25 protein-coding genes are annotated in these 24208 nt (G+C 39.2%); 18 read left to right on the plus strand and 7 right to left on the minus strand.

All coding sequences use genetic code 11. The features are described from left to right. Positions 1-74: 74 nt before the first annotated feature. The 17 genes from BUA96_RS11160 to tsaB all read left to right on the plus strand — a co-directional run bounded on the left by BUA96_RS11160 (position 75) and on the right by tsaB (position 15962). Positions 75-2183 carry a gliding motility protein RemB gene (locus BUA96_RS11160; protein WP_072983128.1) on the plus strand — a complete coding sequence of 703 codons (2109 nt, stop codon included), beginning with the start codon at positions 75-77 and terminating at the stop codon, positions 2181-2183. A 10-nt stretch (positions 2184-2193) separates the two neighbouring features. Then, positions 2194-2595 (plus strand): Dabb family protein, encoded by a 402-nt coding sequence (locus BUA96_RS11165; RefSeq protein ID WP_072983129.1) that lies wholly within the window; start codon positions 2194-2196, stop codon positions 2593-2595. A gap of 187 nt (positions 2596-2782) precedes the next feature. Next, entirely contained in the window at positions 2783-3676 is an 894-nt protein-coding gene (gene cyoE / locus BUA96_RS11170; RefSeq protein ID WP_072983838.1) for a heme o synthase, read from the plus strand. Then, positions 3676-4269, plus strand: coding sequence for a cytochrome c oxidase subunit 3 (locus BUA96_RS11175; RefSeq protein ID WP_072983131.1), 594 nt, complete (start codon positions 3676-3678; stop codon positions 4267-4269). Before cyoE ends, BUA96_RS11175 begins: the two co-directional genes overlap by 1 nt. A 131-nt stretch (positions 4270-4400) precedes the next feature. After that, the gene (locus BUA96_RS11180; RefSeq protein WP_072983133.1) at positions 4401-5384 is read left to right on the plus strand and encodes a cytochrome c oxidase subunit 3; all 984 of its coding nucleotides are present in this window, start codon (positions 4401-4403) and stop codon (positions 5382-5384) included. Between the two features lie 25 nt (positions 5385-5409). Further along, positions 5410-5769 carry a cytochrome C oxidase subunit IV family protein gene (locus tag BUA96_RS11185; protein WP_072983134.1) on the plus strand — a complete coding sequence of 120 codons (360 nt, stop codon included), beginning with the start codon at positions 5410-5412 and terminating at the stop codon, positions 5767-5769. Positions 5770-5888: 119 nt separating this feature from the next. After that, entirely contained in the window at positions 5889-6521 is a 633-nt protein-coding gene (locus BUA96_RS11190) for a hypothetical protein (RefSeq protein ID WP_072983136.1), read from the plus strand. A gap of 5 nt (positions 6522-6526) precedes the next feature. Next, entirely contained in the window at positions 6527-7276 is a 750-nt protein-coding gene (locus BUA96_RS11195) for an SCO family protein (protein WP_072983137.1), read from the plus strand. Continuing rightward, positions 7277-7852: a DUF420 domain-containing protein gene (locus BUA96_RS11200; protein ID WP_072983139.1), complete on the plus strand. Its 576-nt coding sequence runs from the start codon at positions 7277-7279 to the stop codon at positions 7850-7852. Positions 7853-7862: 10 nt separating this feature from the next. Then, positions 7863-8084: a hypothetical protein gene (locus BUA96_RS11205; protein ID WP_072983141.1), complete on the plus strand. Its 222-nt coding sequence runs from the start codon at positions 7863-7865 to the stop codon at positions 8082-8084. A 119-nt stretch (positions 8085-8203) separates the two neighbouring features. Beyond that, positions 8204-8905, plus strand: coding sequence for an ABC transporter ATP-binding protein (locus tag BUA96_RS11210; protein ID WP_072983142.1), 702 nt, complete (start codon positions 8204-8206; stop codon positions 8903-8905). Then, positions 8898-10142, plus strand: a complete 1245-nt coding sequence (locus BUA96_RS11215; RefSeq protein WP_072983144.1) for an ABC transporter permease — start codon at positions 8898-8900, stop codon at positions 10140-10142. The genes BUA96_RS11210 and BUA96_RS11215 overlap by 8 nt, the downstream gene beginning before the upstream one ends. Positions 10143-10151: 9 nt before the next feature. After that, positions 10152-11411 (plus strand): ABC transporter permease, encoded by a 1260-nt coding sequence (locus BUA96_RS11220; RefSeq protein WP_072983146.1) that lies wholly within the window; start codon positions 10152-10154, stop codon positions 11409-11411. A 31-nt stretch (positions 11412-11442) separates the two neighbouring features. Continuing rightward, positions 11443-12594: an efflux RND transporter periplasmic adaptor subunit gene (locus tag BUA96_RS11225; protein ID WP_072983148.1), complete on the plus strand. Its 1152-nt coding sequence runs from the start codon at positions 11443-11445 to the stop codon at positions 12592-12594. Between the two features lie 66 nt (positions 12595-12660). Then, complete coding sequence (locus tag BUA96_RS11230; protein WP_072983149.1) at positions 12661-13986, plus strand: TolC family protein; 1326 nt, start codon at positions 12661-12663, stop codon at positions 13984-13986. Positions 13987-14021: 35 nt separating this feature from the next. After that, positions 14022-15284 carry an efflux RND transporter periplasmic adaptor subunit gene (locus BUA96_RS11235; RefSeq protein ID WP_072983151.1) on the plus strand — a complete coding sequence of 421 codons (1263 nt, stop codon included), beginning with the start codon at positions 14022-14024 and terminating at the stop codon, positions 15282-15284. A 3-nt stretch (positions 15285-15287) separates the two neighbouring features. Beyond that, positions 15288-15962, plus strand: a complete 675-nt coding sequence (gene tsaB / locus BUA96_RS11240) for a tRNA (adenosine(37)-N6)-threonylcarbamoyltransferase complex dimerization subunit type 1 TsaB (protein ID WP_072983153.1) — start codon at positions 15288-15290, stop codon at positions 15960-15962. A 4-nt stretch (positions 15963-15966) separates the two neighbouring features. Here tsaB and BUA96_RS11245 read toward each other — a convergent pair whose 3' ends face one another. The 3 genes from BUA96_RS11245 to BUA96_RS11255 all read right to left on the minus strand — a co-directional run bounded on the left by BUA96_RS11245 (position 15967) and on the right by BUA96_RS11255 (position 18210). Continuing rightward, positions 15967-16827, minus strand: a complete 861-nt coding sequence (locus tag BUA96_RS11245) for a mechanosensitive ion channel family protein (protein WP_072983840.1) — start codon at positions 16825-16827, stop codon at positions 15967-15969. 191 nt (positions 16828-17018) lie between these two features. Then, positions 17019-17219 (minus strand): dodecin family protein, encoded by a 201-nt coding sequence (locus tag BUA96_RS11250; protein WP_072983154.1) that lies wholly within the window; start codon positions 17217-17219, stop codon positions 17019-17021. An 85-nt stretch (positions 17220-17304) separates the two neighbouring features. Then, a complete protein-coding gene (locus BUA96_RS11255) occupies positions 17305-18210 on the minus strand; it encodes a NifU family protein (RefSeq protein WP_072983156.1) in 906 nt (301 codons plus the stop codon). A gap of 143 nt (positions 18211-18353) precedes the next feature. Here BUA96_RS11255 and BUA96_RS11260 point away from each other — a divergent pair, with 143 nt between their 5' ends. Then, positions 18354-19343 (plus strand): PorP/SprF family type IX secretion system membrane protein, encoded by a 990-nt coding sequence (locus BUA96_RS11260; RefSeq protein WP_455565124.1) that lies wholly within the window; start codon positions 18354-18356, stop codon positions 19341-19343. Here BUA96_RS11260 and murI read toward each other — a convergent pair. The 4 genes from murI to bamA all read right to left on the minus strand — a co-directional run bounded on the left by murI (position 19340) and on the right by bamA (position 24205). Continuing rightward, on the minus strand, positions 19340-20131 hold the full coding sequence (gene murI / locus BUA96_RS11265) for a glutamate racemase (RefSeq protein ID WP_072983159.1): 792 nt from the start codon (positions 20129-20131) through the stop codon (positions 19340-19342). The two genes, BUA96_RS11260 and murI, sit on opposite strands and share 4 nt — an antisense overlap. A 68-nt stretch (positions 20132-20199) precedes the next feature. Further along, on the minus strand, positions 20200-20712 hold the full coding sequence (locus BUA96_RS11270) for an OmpH/Skp family outer membrane protein (RefSeq protein WP_072983161.1): 513 nt from the start codon (positions 20710-20712) through the stop codon (positions 20200-20202). Positions 20713-20777: 65 nt separating this feature from the next. Beyond that, entirely contained in the window at positions 20778-21587 is an 810-nt protein-coding gene (locus tag BUA96_RS11275; RefSeq protein ID WP_072983162.1) for an OmpH family outer membrane protein, read from the minus strand. 35 nt (positions 21588-21622) lie between these two features. Further along, positions 21623-24205: an outer membrane protein assembly factor BamA gene (gene bamA, locus BUA96_RS11280; protein WP_175546498.1), complete on the minus strand. Its 2583-nt coding sequence runs from the start codon at positions 24203-24205 to the stop codon at positions 21623-21625. Between the last annotated feature and the right edge of the window lie 3 nt (positions 24206-24208).

Below are 24208 nucleotides of genomic sequence, written 5' to 3' on the forward strand. Positions count from 1 at the left end.
AGTTTTCAATTTTTGACCGGCTCAGCTGCTTTTTAAAAAAATACTATCTTTCGTCTCCTAAATCTTTTGAGTCCATGTCATTGAAGACTTTTGCTTTTGGTTGCGTATTGCTTATTTCAACTACAGGAATAGCGCAACTCATAAGCGGCAATTTTGAAAAATATCCTGTTTTTAGTTCGTGTGAGACGGTTGCTGCTGCAGATTCTAAAGACTGTTTTAATCAAACCCTTATCGCTAAAATAAAGACGGAGTTTAAGATTCCGCAGGATATTTTAGATACCAACTATAAGGGAGATATGGTTGTGCTTTTTGAGGTGACAAAAGAAGGGGTATTTAAGGTGATCAATATTACTGCAGTATCTGAAGCTTTAAGAGAAGAACTTAAGCGTGTTTTTGATGAGCTTCCTAAAGTGAAGCCGGCAACCTATAATGGTAGGCCTACGTATATGCAGTTTAGTATGCCTATTCCTGTTCCTGAAGGGCTTCGGTCTGCGTCAGATTCTTTAGAGGTTAACGATAAATCTTTCGGAGTAACACCGGTGCAGGATCTGGAATCTGAATACGATGCAATTAAAACCTTTCCTTTTAAAAATAGAGAATACAACTCTGAGTTGTACATACCTTTTTCGCATCAAACCTATAGCAGATTTGATCAAGAGATGAATGCTGTAGGCACTAACGCGCATACTGCCGGGAAGCCTTTTATTTATTCCGAGGTCAATAAATACTATGACTTAAAAGAGAAGCGCGAAATCCTGTATAAGGATAAGGAGTCTTGGTTTGGTCGTAAATTATGGAATGAACATATGGTGACGTTGCAGGGAGAAGACTACTGGTTTACTCTTGATCCAGCAGCAGATTTACAGTTCGGTTTTGAAACCGCAGATAACGAAGATCAAAGTTTCACTTATAATAATACGCGGGCTTTAATTTTTCAAGGCGGACTAGGGGAAAAGCTTAATTTTTATACGGTCTTTTATGAGAGTCAAGGTACGTTTGCGGGTTATTTTAACCGCTATGCGCGTTCTATTGCTCCAGACGGCGGTAATCCTGCTATTGTCCCGGGAAGGGGCGTAGCTGCCGAAGCTGCTGACGGTAATTTTGACTATCCGGTTGCAGAGGCTTATTTGTCGTATTCACCTAGTAAATATTTTAATTTTCAATTTGGCCACGGTAAAAATTTTATCGGTGATGGTTACCGCTCGTTGCTTTTAAGTGATAATGCGAGTCCATATCCCTTTTTTAAAATGAGTACTAGTTTTTGGAAATTTAAATATACCAACACGTGGATGTCTTTAAGAGATGTGCGCTCTGATGTGGTTGAGAATGGTTCGTTTAAAACCAAATTCATGGCCAATCACTACCTGAGTTTTAATGCGACCAAGCGATTAAATATAGGTCTCTTTGAGAATGTGATTTGGACAAACGATAATGATCGTGGTTTTGATCTTAATTATTTGAATCCTATTATTTTTTATCGGGCCATTGAATTTTCAACGGGATCCCGCGGCGGAAATGCTTTAATAGGTTTGAGTGCGAAGTATAAGTTCAGCAATCAGTTTAATGCATACGCACAGGTGATCATAGATGAATTTTCTACAGGAGCTGTTTTTAGTTCTACTAAAAGTTTTCAGAACAAGCAGGGCGTTCAGTTAGGGGTGAAATATTATGATGCGTTTAATGTAGACAACCTTCAACTGCAACTGGAGTTTAATCAAGTTCGGCCTTATGTGTATAGCAATAATGAGATCATTTTAAATTATGGTCATAACAACCAGTCGATGGCGCATTTGTGGGGAGCGAATTTTAGAGAGCTCATCGCTATTGCGCGCTACCAGAATGACCGCTGGTACGGTACTGCTAAAGCCATTTATGGAAAACGTGGTTTTGAGATAGGGGATATTGATGATGTTTATTATGGAGGAAGCATCTACGGAAATGATGAAAATATCCCGAGTGAATTTGGTATTGAAATCGGTCAAGGAAATGCCGCAACAACGCTCATTGGTAATGTAGAGCTGGGCTATATTGTAAATCCTTCAACCAATTTTAAATGCTACGCTAATGTGCTCTACCGAAACCACACGATAGATCAATTTGATCCCGTGAACCTTGAGGAAAGTACGCTCTGGGTGAATTTTGGTATTCGTACAGATATTTTTAACTGGTATTTTGATTATTAAACTATTATAAATGAAAGCAGCACTTTTAGGATTACTTATTATGTTGAGTACTCTTGCAACATCTTGCAAAAACGAAACAACGCCTATGAAAGAATTTGATACCAATTTTGCTCATGTAGTGTATTTCTGGTTGAAAAATCCAGAGAGTCAAGAAGATCGAAGCGCTTTTGAAGCTTCTTTGAAGAAATTTTTAAGTACCAGCGATTATGCGCAAACTCAATTTATAGGTACGCCGGCCAATACGCCTAGAGAGGTGGTTGACAATAGCTGGACGTATTCTATCATTTTAACTTTTCCATCTAAAGAAATTCAGAATAAGTATCAGCAAGAACCTGTACACCTCAAATTTATAGAAGAGTCTGAGGATCTTTGGGAGCGCGTTCAGGTTTATGATGCTGTTGGTTTAGAGTGATTTGCCAAGAGTAATTGTTCTGTACTTTTTATGAAAACATACTCGGTTTTCAGTTAAGACCTTTTATTTCATTCTCATCTAAAACGGTGCTTTGTTGAGCGTTTATATTAAGTGTTGATTTGGTTGTGTAAAAGCACTTCGTGCAGTATCTTTGCACGACTTTTTAAAGCCCTTGAATAACACACTTTTGAGCCTCGTAGAAACCCATAAATCACCTTCATCTATCTGGATTGATTTTAAAGAAATCACTAAGATGCGGCTTGCCATTAGCGTGGTTTTTTCTAGTATGGCAGGTTATCTGTTGGGGGCTTACACTTTAGATTGGGTTACTATTGTGATGCTTGCTGTTGGCGGATATTTAATGGTGGGCGCTTCTAATGCTTATAATCAGATTTTAGAAAAAGACCTCGATGCGTTAATGGATCGCACCAAAAATCGCCCGGTACCTTCCGGCCGAATGTCAGTGCGTACTGCTTTTGTGATCGCTTGCGTTTTTACTATTCTGGGATTGGTGACACTGTATTATATCAATCCTATTACCGCAGTTTTCGGAGGGATTTCAATATTTCTATACGTTTGCGTGTATACGCCTTTAAAAACTAAAACACCACTTTCTGTATTTGTGGGAGCATTTCCGGGGGCTATTCCTTTTATGATGGGCTGGGTTGCCGCAACAGGTGATTTTGGCATCGAAGCCGGAACCTTATTTATGCTTCAGTTTTTTTGGCAATTTCCGCATTTCTGGGCTATCGGCTGGTTTTTGTATGAAGATTATAAAAAAGGCGGGTTCTTTATGTTACCTACCGGAAGACAAGACCGCGGTACGGCCGTGCAGGTGGTTTTATACACGATCTGGACGATATTAGTTTCTCTAATTCCTGTTTTTGGCGTCACCGGCAGGTTGTATTTAACACCTGTATCGGCGGTGTTGGTGGGGATTTTAGGTCTTGTGCTTTTATACTACGCCATTCGTTTATTCAGATTTAAAAATAATGTTACAGCAAAACGATTGATGTTGTCAAGTGTAAGTTATATCACCTTGATTCAGATCATTTATGTGGCTGATAAATTTTTGAGATAATGGATTATACTTCACAATCAGAACAAACTAAAATTGCACGTTCTAAAAAGATGATGCTTTGGTTTGGAATTATTAGTCTTTCCATGATGTTCGCCGGCTTGACTAGTGCTTACATTGTAAGTAGTGAGCGTCGTGATTGGTTGCGTGATTTTGAATTGCCACAGGCGTTTTACATCAGTACATTTATAATTATACTTAGTAGTTTGACTATGCTTGTTGCCAAGCAAGCAGTTAAAACGAGTAAGAAAAGCTTAGCGACTATAATGCTGCTCCTCACACTAGGCTTGGGGATTGCCTTTGTTGCTTACCAGTTCATAGGTTTTGATCAGATTATTGCTAATGGTTATTTCTTTACCGGAAGTGAAAGCACCGTAACCACTTCTTTTATTTATGCTTTTGTAATTAGTCATATTGTGCACGTTGCAGCCGGATTAATAGTGTTGTTGGTCGTGATCGTGCAGCAATTGCGCGGGAAGTATACTAAAGATCAGATGCTTGGTTTGTCTTTAGGGGCGACCTTCTGGCATTTTGTAGATATTCTCTGGGTCTACCTCTTCTTGTTTTTCATATTTGCAGACGATTTAATTCATTAACATTTGATCTCGCAAATACTAAGAATTCTTAAAAATTCTTTTTTTTGAATGGTTATAAATACCGATTATTGCTTTGAAAAGCATTTTTAAAATACCTATTTTTGCAACGCTTATAAACCCGATATTAAAATATGGACGCTACTGCTGTTAAAACAGGCACAGAAGGCAAAATTTGGGGAGGTGGAGAAGCTCAACCTCTCAAAGCTAGCTACGGAAAGATGATGATGTGGTTTTTCATCCTTTCTGATGCACTTACCTTTTCAGGATTTCTTGCCGCTTATGGATTTTCTAGATTTAAATTTGTTAACCAGTGGCCTATAGCCGATGAAGTGTTTACACACTTTCCGTTTTTACATGGTGTTGATGCACCAATGTATTATGTGGCGTTAATGACTTTCATATTGATCTTTTCATCGGTAACTATGGTTCTTGCAGTTGATGCAGGGCATCATATGAAAAAGAACAAAGTAATATGGTATATGTTCTTTACCATTTTAGGTGGTTTTATATTCGTAGGTTCTCAAGCTTGGGAATGGGCGAATTTCATCTCAGGTGAGTATGGGGCAATTGAAACTAAAGGAGGTAAAATACTTCAAGTAGTTAATGCTGAAGGTGAGCAAGTAGCTCTAGAAAGTTTTGCTGTAGAATTGCCAAGTGCCAGAACACAGCTTACCAAGAGCGAAGCATTATGGTATGAGTCAGAAAGTTCTATGCCTGATTTTGATCTTGCAGAAGTAGTTGAAGGCTTTAAAGCAAATCCAGATCTATTAATTCGCACACAATTACTTACCGAAGCAGGTGAGAAAACAATTCTTTCTCGTGAAGAGTCTCTTGCAAAATTAGAAAATGACGCAATGGGTGTTGTTCAGGGTGCAAACCTTATTCATAATGAGTATGGTCCACCACTTTTTGCAGACTTCTTTTTCTTCATCACAGGATTTCACGGATTCCACGTATTCTCGGGTGTGATCATCAACATCATTATCTTTATCAACGTGATTTTAGGTACTTATGAGCGTAGAGGAAGTTATGAGATGGTTGAGAAAGTAGGTTTATACTGGCACTTTGTAGATTTAGTGTGGGTATTCGTATTTACATTCTTCTACTTAGTTTAATAATAAAGGATTTAAAAAATAGATAATGGCACACGACGCAACAAATCACGGATCAGCCACAAAAAGAATTTGGACGGTTTTTGCAATCCTTTCGGTTGTAACAATTGTAGAAGTTATTTTAGGTATCATCAGACCGGCATTTTTAGTGGAAACTCACTTACTGAGAATGCACTTACTTAACTGGGTCTTTATAATCCTTACCATTTATAAAGCATATTATATCACTTGGGCATTTATGCACATGGAGCACGAAACTAAAGGGTTACGTCGCTCTATTGTTTGGACAGCCATTTTCTTGATATGCTACTTGATCTTCATTCTTTTAACCGAAGGTGATTATATCTTTGACGTTTATGATGAAGGATATATCAGCTGGGATTTCTAAACAGAACGAATTATAGAAAAAAAGACGGCAAGCGCCGTCTTTTTTTATGCCTTATTTCTTGAAAAGCGGTCTGTGATGTACCTTTGCAACCGCTATAAATACAGCGTAAAAAGGTTGAGATGAAGAAGTTTATTGTACTGGGAGTATTATTTATTCTACCTATTGTTGCGTATCTCTTTTTTGCTTCTGGGGTACATAATTTTGCTAAACTTCCTGTTTTAGAAGAGCAGTTACCGGAATTGCCCTTTGATCAAAAGGTAAAGCTTCAGGATAAGATCACTGTACTTGGATTTTTAGGAAGTACTATCGAGCGGGAAGGAGGTGATCTTTTCAACTTAAATCAAAAGATTTTCAAGCCATTTGCTGCCTTTGATGATTTTCAGTTTGTATATCTGGTGCCCGAGGAGATTGATGATGCAGCCTTAGAAAAAGTAACCTACGAACTTGGGCAATTAGTAGATTTGTCAAATTGGTATTTTATAAAAACTTCTCAAGAGCGTATACATACAGTGTTTAACAATTTAAATACTCCATACAGTTTAGAGGCTGATGGCGGATCTCCATACATTTTTATCATCGATAAAGATCGTAACCTTAGAGGGCGGGATGATGATGAGGATTACGGGGTGTTGTATGGCTATGATAGTACTGATATCGCAGAATTGGCTGATAAAATGAAAGATGATGTAAAGATTATTTTAGCCGAATACCGCCTGGCGCTGAAAAAGAATAATGCTGATCGCAAAAAATAAATGCTATGAATAGAAAAAAAACCTATATAGGAATTGCTGTCATCGTTTTGATTTTTGGAATCATTGTAATTCCAAAAATTATCGATAGGTCTATGCGCGGTGAGGTTGTAGATAACGATCGTCTCAATGTTGGGCAATTAGATACTCAGGAAAATGATGGTGAACTGGCATATATCAATATAAATGGCGCTGATCGCAAAGTCCCGCATTTTGAGTTTATAGATCAGAATAGAGATACGATCACAGAGGAGACTTATAAGGGAAAAGTCTTTTTAGTGGAATTTTTCTTCACAAGTTGCCCTACTATTTGCATCCCGATGAACAAAAATCTCGTACTTATACAAAACAAGTTTCAAGATAACCCTGACTTTGGTATTGCAAGTTTTAGTATTGATCCTGAGCACGACACTCCGGAAGTTTTAAAGGAGTATACTGAAAGCTATGGAATCACCGATCCTGACTGGCATTTGATGACCGGAGACCGCAAAGAGATTTACGAGCTGGCTAACGTGGGCTTTAATCTTTTGGCGCAGGAAAACCCTAATATTGAAGGTAATTTTCAGCATTCAGGTTTGTTTGCTTTGGTAGATCAAAATGGTTTTATCCGTTCGCGCAGAGATGAATTTGGAAATCCGCTGATCTACTATAGAGGTTTCATTCCGTATGGAGCGCCAGAAGTGGAAGGTGAAGAAACTTCACAAATCGATATTTTGATAGAGGATATTAATAAGTTGCTTAATAAGAACAAGAAATAAATGGAGAATCTGGCTCAAAAAGAAAAAGTATATAATCGGTGGATTATTGCATTGTCTATCGCAATTCCTGTGGCTGTTGCGTTTTTGTTTACCATTCGTATTCCTAATGTGCCTAGATTAGGCTTTTTGCCGCCTACCTATGCAGCGATCAATGCGCTTACCGCGATACTGCTATTTTCCGCAGTGATTCAGATTAAAAAAGGAAACCGCAAATTACACGAGCGATATATTAAAATCTGTATTGTGCTTTCGGTGATTTTCCTGGTTTTGTATGTTTTATATCACGCAACATCAGATTCTACTAAATTTGGAGATGCTAATCTAGACGGAATAGTGTCAGAGGCGGAAAGCGCTGCGGTGGGCATCTATAAATACATTTATTATTTTATCCTCATATCTCATATACTTTTATCTATTGGAGTGATTCCTTTTGTTTTGGTGACTTATGTGAGAGCTATGTTAGGTAAATTTGCACTACACCGAAAGATTGCACGGATCACATTTCCTATATGGTTGTATGTTGCCGTAACAGGAGTAATCGTATATTTTATGATTTTTCCGTATTACCCAGCTTAAATTGAATGCTATGAAACGTTTCTTACTCACTGTACTTTTTATTGTAGTTAGTTTTGTAGCTAATGCCCAATGCGCTATGTGTCGAGCGGTTTTAGAAAGTGAGACTGATAACAGTATGGCAGAAGGCGTAAACAATGGAATTATCTATTTAGCAGCAATTCCGTACTTATTAATGGGTGGTTTGATTTGGTTTATTTATAAAAGCCGAAAGAAGGCAAATAAAGGCGCGTAACGGCTATTCAAATTATTTTCTTCCTGTTTTCGTGTAACAAATGATAGGTTTTTGGGTCTATTAAACAGATAAGCGTTAAAAATTTAACGTTCGTCAATACACTTAACCATCACTTGTTTATGATCACCATTAAAGATTTGCATAAATCTTATACCATGGGAACAAATTCTCTTCATGTTCTCAAGGGTATTAATTTTTCGGTTCAAGAAGGCGAACTCGTTTCTATTATGGGTTCTTCAGGTTCAGGAAAGTCTACGCTACTTAATATTTTAGGAATGCTAGATGAGGCCGATCAAGGTTCTTACACACTTGATGGGGTTCCTATTAAAAATCTTAATGAGAAAATTGCAGCCCAATATCGCAATAAGTTTCTTGGTTTTATTTTTCAGTCCTTCAATCTAATTAACTATAAAAGTGCCCTAGATAATGTAGGTATGCCGTTGTATTATCAAGGAATGAAGCGTAAAGAGCGTACGGAAAAAGCCATGGCTTATTTAGAGAAAGTGGGATTGGCAAACTGGGCACATCATATGCCTAACGAACTTTCCGGAGGTCAAAAGCAGCGTGTTGCTATCGCCAGAGCTTTAGCTAGTGATCCTAAAGTCCTGCTGGCAGATGAACCTACCGGTGCATTAGACACCAAAACCAGCTACGAAGTGATGGATCTTATTCAGGGGATTAACGATGAGGGTAAAACTATTCTTATCGTAACGCACGAAGACGATATCGCCCACATGACTAAACGTATTGTAAACCTCAAAGACGGTCTTATAATCGATGACGCCCCGGTAAATCAAATACGAGCTGCAAGTCATGTTTAGTCTGGAGCGCTGGCAAGAAATACTCGAAACGATTTCTAAAAACAAACTGCGTACGTTTTTAACCGGACTTTCTGTGGCATCGGGAATTTTCATTCTGGTCATTCTTCTGGGTTTTGGTCAGGGAATGCAAAACGGAATCAGCGCCGAATTTCAACGGGATGCTGCGAATAGAATTTCGGTTTATAGCGGGGTTACATCAATGGGGTATAAAGGGCTCAATCCTGGGCGTTTCATTGAGATGACCAATGATGATTATAACTACCTGATCACAAAATATGAAGATGATATCGAATTTAAATCTTCGGTCTATCGCATCTGGAGCGGAACGTTAAACTATGGTAATGAAAGCGGAAGCTATCGCGTCGAAGGCGTTTATCCTGATTATCAATTTTTAGAAAACGAAAATCTTGTTGCGGGGCGCTATATCAATTATGATGATCAGCGCTTAAAATCCAAGATTATGGTTATTGGTAACAAGGTGCAGCAAGATCTTTTTGCAGGCAAAAGTGCGGTTGGCGAATATGTTCAAATCAATGGAATCAATTTTAAAGTTGTTGGAGTGTATTCAGATCCGGGTGGTGAGCGCGAAGAAACCCGTGTGTTTGTCCCGCTTTCGACTTCGCAGCGTGTTTTTGGAGGAGCAGACAAAGTGCGCAATCTGGGATTCACACTAAAACCCCAGGAGAATTTTGAAGATGCTCTGGCGCAATCGCTTCAGTTTTCTGCAGAAATAGAAGAATTTCTAAAAGAGCGCCACTTGGTTGCTCCTGAAGATACGAGTGCGATCAATGTCAATAATACATTAGAGAGCGCTAAACGATTTTATGATCTAATTGGGATGATCAAAACCTTTTTCTGGGTAGTGGGTATTTGTACCATTATTGCAGGAGTGGTTGGGGTGAGTAATATTATGCTCATCATCGTAAAAGAGCGTACTAAGGAAATTGGTATTCGCAAGGCGCTAGGAGCACAACCTTTATCTATAATCGGGATGGTGTTGCACGAATCTATTTTTGTTACGGCAATAGCAGGCTTTACCGGTCTTATTTTGAGTATGGCCTTGCTTGAGGTTCTAGGGCCTAATATGCAAATGGATTATATTAAAAATCCGTCTGTAAACTTTAATGTTGCGATTACCACAGTGTTTATTTTGGTGTTTGCCGGAGCGTTGGCGGGCTTTGTGCCTGCGTGGAGAGCCGCACGCATTAAACCCATAACCGCCCTTCGGGAAGAATAACTTAAGCGTATGTTTAGTAAAGATCGTTGGGATGAAATTATTGAAGCACTAAGCCAAAATTGGTTTAGAACTGCCCTTACCGCTTTTGGAGTGCTTTGGGGAATCTTTATTTTGGTAGTGCTTCTCGCCGCCGGAAAGGGGTTGGAAAACGGAGTCAAAAAGGATTTCGGAGGTATTGCCACAAACACGATGTTTATGTGGACGCAGACTATCTCTAAACCCTATAAAGGCTTACCTAAAGGCCGAAGATTTAATTATGATCTTGACGATGTAGCGGCTTTAAAACAGAATATACCACAGTTGCGGTTTGTATCTCCACGCAATCAGCTAGGAGGTTTTGGAGGTGCAAACAATGTGGTTCGTGGCCTGAACTCCGGGGCATTTAATGTGTATGGCGACTATCCTGAATATATAGAGCAGCAACCTATGAATATCACTTCGGGGCGTTTTATGAATTATGGCGATATTCAGCAAAAGCGTAAAGTTGCGATCATTGGAGAAGGCGTAAAAAATGCGCTTTACGATAAGGGGGAAGAACCTATAGGTACATACATCAAGATCAATGGTGTCAACTTTATGGTGGTTGGGACTTACGCTAAAGTGGCGAGCGAAGGCGATTCCGAAGAAAATCAAAAAGAGATTTATGTACCGTTTACGGCTTTTTCTCAGGCATTCAATATGGGTAATCGCGTGGGATGGATGGCTGTTACCGCAAAAGACGGGTTTTCTATCACGGCATTAAAGCCCAAAGTTTTTGATGTGATCAAGTCACGTCACAGCATTCACCCGGAAGATGAGCGCGCCATAGGTAATTTTGACCTTTATGAACAATATCAAAAAGTAGACGGACTCTTTATAGCGCTGAAGATCGTGGCTTATTTTGTGGGGATTTTGGTATTGCTTTCGGGTATTATTGGGATCAGCAATATAATGCTCATCGTTGTCAAAGAACGTACAAAAGAGATAGGAATACGTCGTGCTTTAGGCGCGAGCCCTTGGTCTATCCGCGGGCAAATTTTAATGGAATCTGTGTTTTTGACCATTATTTCAGGAATGGTTGGGATTTCTCTAGGAGCAGCATTGATTTATGTACTCAATAAAATTCTTGATGCAAACGGCCCTGTGGAGATGTTCGCAAATCCTAGTGTTGATTTAGGAACAGTGATTACCGCACTTTTTATTCTAATATTCTCAGGACTCTTAGCCGGTTTTATTCCTGCTCAGAATGCCATAAAAGTTAAACCCATAGATGCCTTGCGCACCGAATAACAATTTCATCAATAAAACGAATATCTAACCCATGAAAAAATCTGTTACTATTGTTGTCCTGGCAGTTATTGCTGTCATTTTTATAGGATCACTCTATTATTTGTACCAAAAAAATCAGGAAGATCCAGTGGTCTACACTACTGAAAGTCCGTCTACGCAAACCATCGTTAAAAAAACGGTGGCTACGGGAAGCATTGTTCCTCGTGAAGAAGTACTGATCAAGCCGAATATTTCTGGGATTATAAAAGAAATTCTTGTCGAAGCAGGACAGTTTGTTGAAGCTGGTGATCTACTGGCGCAAATAGAGGTCGTGCCTAACGCGTCGTCTTTGGTAAGTTCGCGCAATACGATTCAGACTGCAAAAACAAATTTGGAAACCGCTAAGCTTACGCTAGAAAATCAAGAAAGCATTTATCAAAGACAAAAAACACTATTTGATAAAGGTGTGGTAAGTGCCAACGATTTTGATAACAGTCAGCGGGAGTATAATCAGGCAGTACAAAACTATAAGCAACAACAGGTAAGTCTGGCGAGTGCGCAACAAAATTATGATATCGTAAAAACGGGAACCACTACTGGTTTGGGCAATAACGCCACTACTTCGGTGCGTGCTACCATAACCGGGATGGTTTTAGAAGTTCCTGTTAAAGAAGGGAATCAGGTGATCGAGTCTAACAACTTTAATGACGGGACTACAATTGCCTCTTTAGCGAACGTAAACGATATGATTTTTGAAGGAAAAGTTGACGAAAGTGAAGTAGGTAAAATAAAAGAAGACCTTCCGCTAGAGATCACTGTGGGTGCTATTGAAAATAAAAAATTTGATGCCACTTTAGATTATATCGCTCCTAAAGGAGTAGCAGAAAATGGCGCAATTCAGTTTGAAATAAAAGGGACATTGGCTAAAAAAGATTCCACTTTTATTCGTGCAGGATTGAGTGCCAATGCTTCTATAATTCTTGAGCGAGCAGACGAAGTTTTAGCGATCAAAGAAGCTTTAGTGCAATACGATTCTAAAACGCAAGAGCCTTTTGTAGAGGTCGAGGTCGGTGAGCAAGAATTTGAAAAACGTGACATTAAACTGGGAGTTAGCGACGGTATTTATGTTGAAATTTTAGATGGAGTTTCAGCAGATGACAAGATCAAAGTTTGGAATGCGGTTAAGCCTGCTCAAAGTTTTTAACAAAATATAAAACCTATTGTGTAACACTTTATTCTTAAGTACTACATATCATACAGAAATTAAATCATGAGAAACGCAATACTCTTTTTTATTTTAGTTTTTTCGGTAGCTTCTGGTTTTTCACAGAAAAAGTGGACGCTGCAAGAGTGTATTCAGCGCGCTTTAGACGAAAACATCCAGATTCGTCAGGCACAGCTTGATGTTGAGGCGGCTGCTTTAGACAAATCTGATGCAGACGGTAGCTTTTTACCTACCTTAAATGCAAACGCTTCAGTTTCAGAAAACACGGGTTTGAACTTTGATCCTACGAGTAACCTAGCAACTACAACCCAGTTCTTGTCAGCGAGTGGTGGGATCAACACTTCTTATAATCTTTTTGACGGACTTCGAAACTTTAAGCAAGTACAGCGTGCAAAGCTTTCGGCTTTAGCTGCACAATACGGCTATGAGAAGCTTGAAGATGATATCGCGCTCAATGTGGCTAACGGCTACCTTCAGGTGATATTAAATAAAGAAAATTTAAAGGTGTTACGCTCGCAAAACGAGGTGACGCAGCAACAGCTTCAGCAAACTACTGACCTTGTAGAAGGTGGTGTTGCCCCAAGAGGTGATTTGCTTGAGGTACAGGCGCAAAATGCTAACGAAGTTCAAAATATTGTGGCAGCAGAAAATGCGGTGCAGATCTCGTTAATAAGTCTTGCGCAAACTTTGTTGATCAGAGATTATAAAAACTTTGATATTGCAGATGGTGATTATCAGATTTACGGTGAAGACGTACTGCTAAAAACCCCAGCTGAAATTACAGATGCTGCTAAAGAGGAGCGTTATGAGGTTAAAATCGCTGAAAATAATCTGGAATTAGCAGAGAAGGATGTAGAGATCGCTAAAGGTGCTGCCTGGCCTACACTTTCCGCTTTCTTTGGGTACAGCACGCGATACTCTGAGCAAGATGTTTTAAACTCGTTTCAAGAGCAGTTGTATTTAAATGACGGGGTTTCTTACGGGCTGCGTTTAAATGTTCCTATTCTTAATGGTTTTCAGACAAGAAATAATGTACGCCGAAGCAAGATCGCTGCAGACCGTGCGGCTATTAATTTAGAGCAGGCACAGTTAGATTTAGAATCTACCGTGTATCAGGCTTATTTAGATGCCAAGGGTGCGCTTAAAACTTTTGAAGCAGCACAGACCGCTGTAGAATCTCAGGAGTTAGCGTTCTCATACTCTCAAGATCGCTATGAGGTGGGACTGATCAATGCTTTTGATTTCAGCCAATCTAAACAACGTTTTGACAATGCGCAGATCGACTTGAATCGCGCAAAATATGATTATATATTCAAGCTGAAAGTACTCGAATTGTATTTTGGAGTTCCGGTTGAGGAGCTAAAATTCTAATTACAAAACGATCGCTTTCTCGTAATAAGTAAAAGATGAATAGAAAGACCCTTATCATTATTCTGGTTGTAGCAGTTGTTTTAATTGCTGCATTAATTGGTGGAAAAAAAGCCGGATTGTTTGGTAAAACCGGCGAATTTAAGCCTGTGGAAACTCAGGAGATCGCCTTGGCGAGTGTTGTAGAAACCGTTGCTGCTACCGGAAAAATTCAGCCGGAAACTGAGGTTAAAATTTCTTCTGAAGTTTCAGGGGAGATTATAGAACTTCCGGTTGTTGAAGGGCAGCAGGTAGAAAAAGGAGATCTTCTGGTGCGCATCAACCCAGATTTGATTCAATCTGCCCTAACGCAAGCACAGGCATCTTTACAGAATGTAAAAGCGAATCAAGCCCAATCTGAAGCTGCTCTAAAAGTGGCTAAAGCGAATTATGAGCGTAATCAAAAATTGTTTGAGAAAGGGGTTATTTCACGGTCAGAGTGGGATCAATCAATCTCTGATTATGAGATTGCGCAAGCCAATGTAAAATCGGCTTTCTATAACGTACAAAGTGCTGCGGCAAATGTGAATCAGTCTCGCGATAACTTATCGCGTACCAGCATTTATGCGCCTATAAGCGGAACGATCTCTAAACTTGATGTAGAATTGGGAGAGCGCGTTGTGGGAACTCAGCAAATGGCCGGTACCGAAATGATGCGCGTGGCAGACTTAGGCAATATGGAAGTTGAGGTAGATGTAAATGAAAATGACATTGTAAAAATTAATATAGGTGATTCTACCCGCGTGGAGGTTGATGCTTATCTTAAAAAGCGATTTAAAGGTGAAGTAACAGAGATCGCTAATTCTGCTGAAAGTAACCTGACCGCTGATCAGGTGACCAACTTTAAAGTCAAAGTGCGTATTTTAGAAGAATCCTATAAAGACCTGGTTGAAGGGAAACCTGAAGCGTATTCGCCGTTCAGACCGGGAATGACAGCGACGGTTGATATCATCACCAATAGAGTAGATGATGCGATTTCAGTGCCTATCAGTGCTATTGTGATTAAAAATGATACTATAGCGACCACTGGTTTTGGAACTAGTCAATACGAGGCGGTTTTTGTTAAAAACGGAGATAAAGCTTCATTAAAACGCATTAAAACCGGAATTCAAGATGATTCTAATATCGTTGTTTCAGAAGGTTTAGAAACCGGTGATGAAGTGATTACAGGGCCTTACAATACGGTGACCAAATTACTTAAAGACGGAGATATGGTTGAGGTTAAAAAAGATGCTAAATTTGGTGCTTCAGAAGAAGACTAAATTATGGCGCTTATACTTTGCTTAGAAACTACAACCACTAACTGTTCTGTAGCCCTTTCTCGTGACGGAAATGTTATCGCGTTAAAAGAGGATATGGGGCTTAATTACAGTCACGCAGAGCGCTTGCATCAGTATATTGATGCAGTATTGGCAGAAGCAAGTCTAAACAAGCAAGATTTAGATGCTGTTGCTGTTAGCAAAGGCCCGGGATCTTATACCGGTCTTCGTATAGGAGTGAGCAGTGCTAAAGGTTTATGTTTTGCTTTAGACATTCCTCTAATTGCTACAAATACGCTCAAGGCGTTAGCAATGCAAGCAGATACCACAGATGTGCAGACTATTATCCCGGTGCTTGATGCCCGTAGAATGGAAGTTTATAGCGCAATTTTTGATGCCGAATTTAAAGAGCTTCGGGGGATCGAAGCGCAAATTATTGAAGAAGACTCCTTTCAAGAACAACTCACTAATGGAAAGTGCCTATTTATAGGAAATGGTTCCGAAAAGTTAAAAGATATTTTAAACCATACTAATGCGCATTTTGCTACCGAAGCATTGCCTTCAGCACGTGAAATGGCACATTTAGCCGAAGCCAAATATAAAATAAGCGACACCGAAGATGTCGCTTATTTTGAACCTTTTTATTTGAAAGACTTTTTAGTAACTAAGTCTAAAAAATAGCAAGTTATTCTTTACTGCTAAAGGTCGCACCGCTTTCATTAAAAACGTGTACATCGCGTTGTGGAAACGGAATAACAATACCTTTATCTTCAAGGCGTCTTTTACCTTCTTCAAGAATATACCAGTGCAATGCCCAGTAATCGTCATTAGTCGCCCAGAAGCGTAGTGACATATTTACGGAACTATCTGCAAGTTCGGTAACTACGATCATAGGTTCCGGATGTGGATCGTGTAAAACAGTCTCTTGCTCGTTTACAAGCTCCAATAAAATATCTTTAGCAAGTTTAATATCGCTGTCATAAGAGATTCCCCAAGTCTGCGCATTTCTTCTGATACCTAAAGAAGAATAGTTGATGATGTTGTCATTAGAAAGTTTTCCGTTAGGGATCACGGCTTCTTGATTCCCGAAGGTAACCAAGCGTGTGTTGAAAATTGAAATTTCCTTTACCGAACCATCAACACCCTGAGCAGAGATCCAATCGCCTACTTTAAACGGGCGCAATAATAAGATGAGAACTCCACCGGCAAAGTTGGCTAATGATCCTTGCAGTGCAAGACCAATTGCCAAACCAGCGGCACCAATTACAGCGACTAAAGATGCAGATTCAACGCCTAGTTGGGTAACCACTAACACAAAAAGTAAAATCTTTAACGTCCAATTGATTAGATCTGCGATAAACTTTTCTAGGGTTGCGTCGTAATCTTTTTTAGCAAAGAATTTTTTTACAAGCCTGTTGATCATTTTAATGATCCAAAGACCTATGAACAGCGTTAAAACTGCCCCGATCAAACTCGGAATAAAATCTATAATCTTAGCGCCAAATCTTGAGGCGTAATCTTCCCATTGGGTAATGTCAAAATCCATAAATAATTTTTTAGTTTCTGCAAAGGTCACAGATAGGTGGCATAAATAAAAAATACGAGTGTTTAAATATCGTTAATTGTTAAAACCTTAATAGTTTTTGGGAGGTGCGGTATTTTAATAGGTAATCAAATATTGATAACAATAAAAAATCCCGCAATAGCGGGATTTTAAATACTTATAAATGCAAAGTGTTACTTGACTTCAAAAGTGATTTTTACATTCACTCTGAATTCTGAAACCGTATCGCCGGTTACTACAGCGCTTTGCTCATTTACATAAACAGAGCGAATATTTTTTACGGTTTTTGAAGCTTCTTTCACTGCATTTGCTGTGGCTTGTTCCCAACTTTTGTTAGAACTCGCCAATACTTCGATTACTTTTAAAACTGCCATAATTATTAGTTTAGTTAATTTCTAAGTCGAAATTTGAATATACAATAATCTAAGCGGTTATAAAAGAGAATGTATTGTTAATGTGTTAACCGTTTATAGCTTCTACGCTATTGATCTTTCCGCGAAGCATTTCTTTGAGCATCGTTTCAATACCGTTCTTCAACGTGAAGGTAGAAGAAGGGCAACCGCTACAAGCCCCTTGCAGAATCACTTTTACATTTTTTGATTCAGGATCATAATGTTTAAAAAGAATATTACCACCATCGCTCGCAACTGCAGGCTTCACATATTCTTCAATAATATTGGCGATTTCTTTTGAGGTATCATCGAGCGCTTCAAACTCCACTTCTTTTTGCTGTTCAACAGCTTGAGGCGTTTTTTTGAAATTTTCAGAAACGATTTCTTTACCTTCTTCAATGTAGTTTTTAATAAACTCACGTACTTCTTGAAAAACATCATCCCACTCGGCTACTTCATATTTTTGAACACTCACGTAGTTAGAGTCCATAAAGACTTCCTTCACAAAAGGAAAATGAAATAATGCCAAGGCCAATGGAGCATTTTTTGCCTCATCAATATTCTTGAACTCTAGCGTTTCGGTTACGATCTTTTTATTAGTGACAAATTTAAGTACTGCAGGGTTCGGCGTACTTTCGGCATAAACCGTTACGGGAATCTTCTTAGCAGTGGAGGCATCTTCAATGATCACCACACCGTTGTCATTTAAAAAGTTCTCAATCTGACCTGAAAGTTCATCCTGAATATCAATCCATTCTACGATATTAAATTTTTCGATCGCAATAAAATTTTGCGCGATGTATACCGTTTTTACAAATGGAAGGTAGAATAATTGCTGGGCTAGTGGAGAATTCTTTGCTTCATCAATATTCTTAAATTCATAACTGTTATGATCTACCAGAAATGAATTAGCCTGAAATTTTTTAATCGCAGGATTAGAAGTAGGTTCTATAGTGATATTAAAAGTACTCATGGTTTTATTTTGTACAAATTTAACTAATTTATAAGTGCTGCTTCTTTTTTTAGTCGTGTATCATGCCATCTCCTTATATTATTTATTTAGATTTACAAGGTTAACGTTTTATAAAACTGAGCTATAAAAAGCCGAAGATTATTTTGAGAAAAGTACTACTCTTAATTTGCTTAGTGTGTGGTTTTTATGCAAAAGGTCAAGAGGGTATTCCTGTTTATTGGGATTACCTTACCGAAAATCTTTATCTGTTGCACCCCTCAATGGCCGGCGCTGCAAATGCTAATCAAATACGACTTACCGGGCGTCAACAATGGTTTGATGTTGAAGATGCGCCTAATTTGTATACGGCTGCGGTAAACGGTAGAGTGGGAGAAAAGGTAGGTTTGGGAATGCAGCTATTTTCTGATGAGAATGGTAATTTTTCTCAGCGCGGTGTTTATGGGACGTTTGCTTATCATTTATTGCTATCGCGTAATTATGTTGATTTAAACCAACTTTCTTTTGGTGTAAGCGTGGGGCTTATGCAAAATACGCTTGACGAAAGCAGTTTTGATCTTACCGATTTTGATCCCATAATAAGCGGTGGGAGTCAAACAGATAACTACTTTAATGTAGATATCGGTATGTCGTATTATTTTCTAGATTTTTGGGCGCATGCTACTGTGAAGAATGTGCTTCCGCGAAATAGAGCGATGTTTACAGCTTTAGAGTCTACCAATCAACGCCGGTATTTAGCTTCTGCGGGGTATGTATTCGGAAAATTAAACAGTCCGTGGAGTTATGAGCCTTCAGTGATGTTTCAGGCAACAGATGAAACGCAGGAAGTCTCTGTTGATATCAACGGAAAAGTCTACCGCAAGTTTGACTGGGGTAAACTCTGGGGCGGTTTGTCGTACCGAAGAAACCTAGACGGAGCACAGTACTTGAATAGCGACGGAGACGTAGAAAGTCAAAAATCGCAGTATTTAACACCGTTTCTGGGCGTCAACTATAAGCGCTTTTTAGTGGGCTATACCTATACCTATCAGCAGAATGATATTGTGCTGTCTAATGGATTTCATCAGATTACCTTAGGCTACGATTTTGGCGAGCGTCGCGAACCTTATGAATGTAATTGTCCTGCGGTCAATTAAAAATCAAGAAAAGAAACGCTTCGGTTTACAGGTACATCTTCGGTAAGCGCTTGTAGCACTTCAATTGAAGCATTGCTGAACAAGGTATGCTTTCCTTCCTTTTCACCTTCAAAAAGCAACTTATTTTCACTTAGAATACGTTCTGTCTGTTTAGCCACCGCTTGACCGCTATCTATGATCTGAACGTGCTCTGGAAGTATTTTCTTTAAAACTGGTATTAAATACGGGTAGTGGCTGCAACCCAAAACCAGATAATCAATATTTTGATCCATCATGGGTTGAACGTAGCTTTTGAGTAGTTTAAAAAGTTCTTCAGAATGCAATTTTCCGCCTTCAATAAGTTCAACGAGACCAGTACCTATAACTTCAATTACATTTAGGTCTGTGGTGTATAAACTAGAAGTCCGGGCAAACAAGGCGCTGCTGAGCGTGCCTTTGGTGGCGAGTATCCCGATGGCTTTGGTTTTTGAAGCCAAAGCAGCAGGTTTAATGGCGGGTTCGATCCCAATGAAGGGAATGGCATAATTCGCACGTAGAACGTCAATGGCATTGGTTGTAGCGGTGTTACAGGCGACCACAATAATCTTACAGCCTTGACTGATGAGGTATTCTGTATTTTTAATGGAAAGCGCTAGAATAACTTCTTTGGAGCGTTCTCCGTACGGTGCATTTTTGATATCCGCTAAATAGATTGTGTCTTCCTGGGGAAGTTTGTGTACGATCTCTTTCCATATCGAAGTGCCGCCTACGCCACTGTCAAAAACGCCTATTGGTTGCTTGTGTTGCATAGGCCAAATATAAAAAGCCCTTCTGAATCAACAGAAGGGCTTTTGAAAATTATAAGCTTTTTAAAGTATTAGATACCTAATTCTTTTTTAACGTCAGCCATTAGATCGTATCCGTCAGCAAGGATAAGACCAGTACCGGTTGTGCTGTCTAATACATACTTGTATCCTTTAGCACGTGCTACTTTTTGAATTGCTGTACGCGCTTTTTCTACGATAGGTTGTAGCGCTTCAGATTCTTTTTTCTGTAGATCTCTAAGTGCATTTTGACGATACTCCATAATTTTATTACGAGTTTGCTCTACCTCTGCTTGACGCTGTAGGTTAGTCTCGTCAGTTTGACTTTGAGCTTCATTACCATAACGCTCCATAGTTTTCTTAAGCTCATTTGCCATCGTGTTCATTTCAGCATCGTAAGAATTCTGAAGTTTCTCTAAGTCAGCTTGAGCTTTCTTGTATTCAGGCATTGAAGTTAATAATTCTTGAGTTGCAATATGCGCTACTTTAGAATCCTGAGCTTGAACAAATCCTGTTGTTCCTAAAATTAAAGCTAAGGCTACAACTAGGGTTTTAACGTGTTTCATTTTAGTAATATTAAGTGTTATAATTATTTAAGTTTTAGGTGCCAATTATGACCTGTTGACAAGGTTTAATTTATAGAGTCTTTTACTTTTTTTCTTGCTTCTAATATAGAGTCTCTTCTGCGTTGACGCTCTTCTAATAATTTTTGTCTGCGCGCTTCGTACTCTGCTTTACGAGCTGCTTGAATAGAGTCTCGCGTTGCTTTACGCTCTGCGATGATCTGTTCTCGCTCTGTTTGTTGGGCTTGCGCTTCTGCTTCCCGTTCTTCTCGCTCATTTACCTGATCTAAGGTTAAGGCTTCGTCGCGCTTCAATTCTTCTTTGTCAGCTCTAGAGTTTACCTGCGTACGTTTTGAGGAACGCTTGATGCTTAATAAAATTTGATCGCTAATATCGTGTCTTTTATTTGCATACAGCATCACTAAGTCTGAGGATTTGTCTAAGACAAAGTCATATTGTCTGGCTTCTGCAATCTCTTGAACGGCATTAAATACCTGATCTTGAATAGGCTCAACTAAAATGCTGCGCTGTTTCATCAAATCACCTTCAGGGCCAAAACGCTTCTGCTGGTATTGTAAAACTTCATTTTCAACGAACTTGATCTCATCTTCACGCTCTTTGATCAACTCTTGAGTGAGCAGTACACGCTCATTCTCGAGCGCTTTTTTCATTTGATCAATCTCTTTGGTACGCTTTTCAATTTCCTTTTTCCAGTCGGCTACGCGCTTATCTAGTTGCGCTTGTGCTTCCTGATACTCGGGGACATTTTCTAAGATGTAATTCATGTCTACATACCCTATACGAATACTACGTTGTGCTTCTGCGGTAAGCCCTAAGAAAATGAGGGCGATACTAAGAAAAATAACGTTGTTTTTCATATGCAATTAGAGTATTAGAAAATATCGTGCCAAAATTAAAACTGCTGTCCAATTATAAAGTGCGTCTCCCATCCGTTAGGTCCACCAACGGTTCCCGGAATAGGATCAAACCCGTACCCAAAATCAATACCTAGTAAACCAAAGGCTGGCATATAAATACGTACCCCGGCACCGGCAGATCTGTTCATTAAGAACGGATTATAGTCTCTAAAATTGTCAAACGAAGATCCGGCTTCAGCAAACATCAATGCATAAATAGATGCAGAGGGTTTCAAAGTTATAGGATATCTAAGTTCAAATTCAAATTTATTAAAAATAGTTGCACCAGTGTTTCCATTTAAAGTACTTGCCTCATCGCGGTCTAATGGAACTACAGATTGGTTTGGATAACCACGTAAACGAATTACCTCACGACCATCTAGTGCATAACCACCCAGACCATCACCACCTAAGAAGAAACGGTCAAACGGAGGAATACCACGATCGTTATTATAAGCTCCTAAGAAACCAAAATCTACTTTAGAACTCAATACTAATTTACCAACTAAAGAAGTAAACCACTGTCCTTCAAATTTAACTTTATAATATTCTAACCAGTTAAAACGCTCTTGATCAATTTCTGCAACTCGGTCATTATTTCCGTTTTCTACAGCGGCTGCACGATCATCTGCAAGTTCTTTATAATCGGTTCCATTCCAAAGAGAATAAGGTGGCGTTAACTTAGCTGTAAGGCTGAATCGTGATCCTGTTCTTGGGAAAATAGGGTTGACATCCCCTTCGTTACGAGAAATACCAATGGTGTACGCTAGGTTTTCAGAAGAACCGTTTCCGAAGGTAAATAAACCTACATTATAATTTTTTAAATCAAAATGCTGAAAGCTTATCGCGTGTGAAATGGTAAAGTAGTTATCAGGCACTTCTAGACGTTTAGCAAGACCTAAGGATCCACCCGTGATCAAAAAGCGACGGTCACGATCTACATTAGCACCTGAAGTACCATAATTGTATAGATACTGCACACTATGAGAAAAACTCATTTGCAATTGCACCGGCTTTTTACCACCTAACCAAGGTTCTGTCAATGAAGCACTATAGGTCTGATAAAATGTACTCGCTTGAGCTCTTAAGCTGAATTTTTGCCCATCTCCCATAGGAAGCGGCTGGTATGCGTCTTTATTAAACAGATTCTGGATAGAGAAATTGTTGAACGAAAGCCCTAAGGTTCCTACAAAACCACCACCACCATAACCACCTTGTAGCTCGATTTGGCTAGCACCTTGCTCTTCTAAAGCATAGTTGATATCAATAGTACCATCATAAGGGTTCGCATTTAAAAACTGCGGGTTTAAAGTTTCAGGGTTAAAGAATCCGGTTTGACCCAATTCTCGGGTTGTTTGTAAAACAGCGGCCTGGCTGTAACGTTGACCCGGTTTAGTACGTAAGTTTCGGTAGATTACGCGGTCTTTAGTTTTGTCGTTTCCTGAAATGGTGATGCGGTCAAAATATGCAAGTTTACCTTCGGTAATTCTAATTTCAAAATCAATGGTGTCATTCTCAACATTAGTTTCCACCGGGTTGATAGAGGAGAATAAATAACCACTGTTTTTATAAAGGTTAGAAAGGTCGTCTGCGTTAGGGTCACCATCCTTAGAGATACGTTCTTTTAATAAAACCCCATTGTAAACATCGCCTTTTTCAAGACCTAATTGTCTTGCTAGTTCACGATCTGAATACACCGTGTTCCCTAAGAAATCAATATCACCAATGTAATATTTATCACCTTCTTCAACGCTTAATTTAAGTGTGATCAAATCTTCACCGCTATGAATCAAAGTATCTGAAACGATACGCGCATCTCTAAAACCACGCTCTTTGTATTTGTCAACCACAGAAACTTTGTCTTCTGCAAAATTCTCAGGGATGTATTTTGAGCGTTTCCAGAAGCGTAATAGGCGCTTTTCTTTAGTGTTTTTCATCGCTTTGCGCAGCTTTGCGTCAGAAAGTTGCTCATTGCCAATGAACTCAATGTCTTCAATTTTAACGCGATCACTCAAATTAACATTGACTAACATATCTACTTTTTGAGTTTCGGCGGTATCTGTAGCCGGACGCGTGATGATGTTAACCTTAGAGTTTAAATACCCTTGCTCTTTGTATTTATTCTCAATGTAAAATTTGGTTTTTGTGATCAGGTTTTCGGTCACCTTGGTGCCTTTTTTAAGATCATTGTCCTTGATGATGTCTTTAGCCTTCTTTTCTTTGATACCGTTGATGGTAACTTTATTAAGCTCAGGAACTTCTTCAATTTCAAATTTAAGATCCACCACGTCACCGTTAATTGTAGCATACAAATTGATGTCGCTAAAGAGATCTAGGTCCCACAAGCGCTTGATCACATTACTTATACGGTCTCCCGGTAAATACACCTGCTCCCCGGCACGCAAACGGGTAAATGCGATCACCGTTTGCTCGTTGTACTGTTTTGCACCCACTACAGAAATCTCTCCTATAGTATACTGTTTACCGTTAGAAACGGGTAAATCTTCTTGGGCAATTGCGGTTGTAAAAGTTAGGCAGTTTAATAAAAAGGCCAGGAACAGGCCTGCTTGTTTAGGCATCTG

It is taken from the genome of Leeuwenhoekiella palythoae (genome assembly GCF_900130045.1).
GTDB lineage: Bacteria > Bacteroidota > Bacteroidia > Flavobacteriales > Flavobacteriaceae > Leeuwenhoekiella > Leeuwenhoekiella palythoae.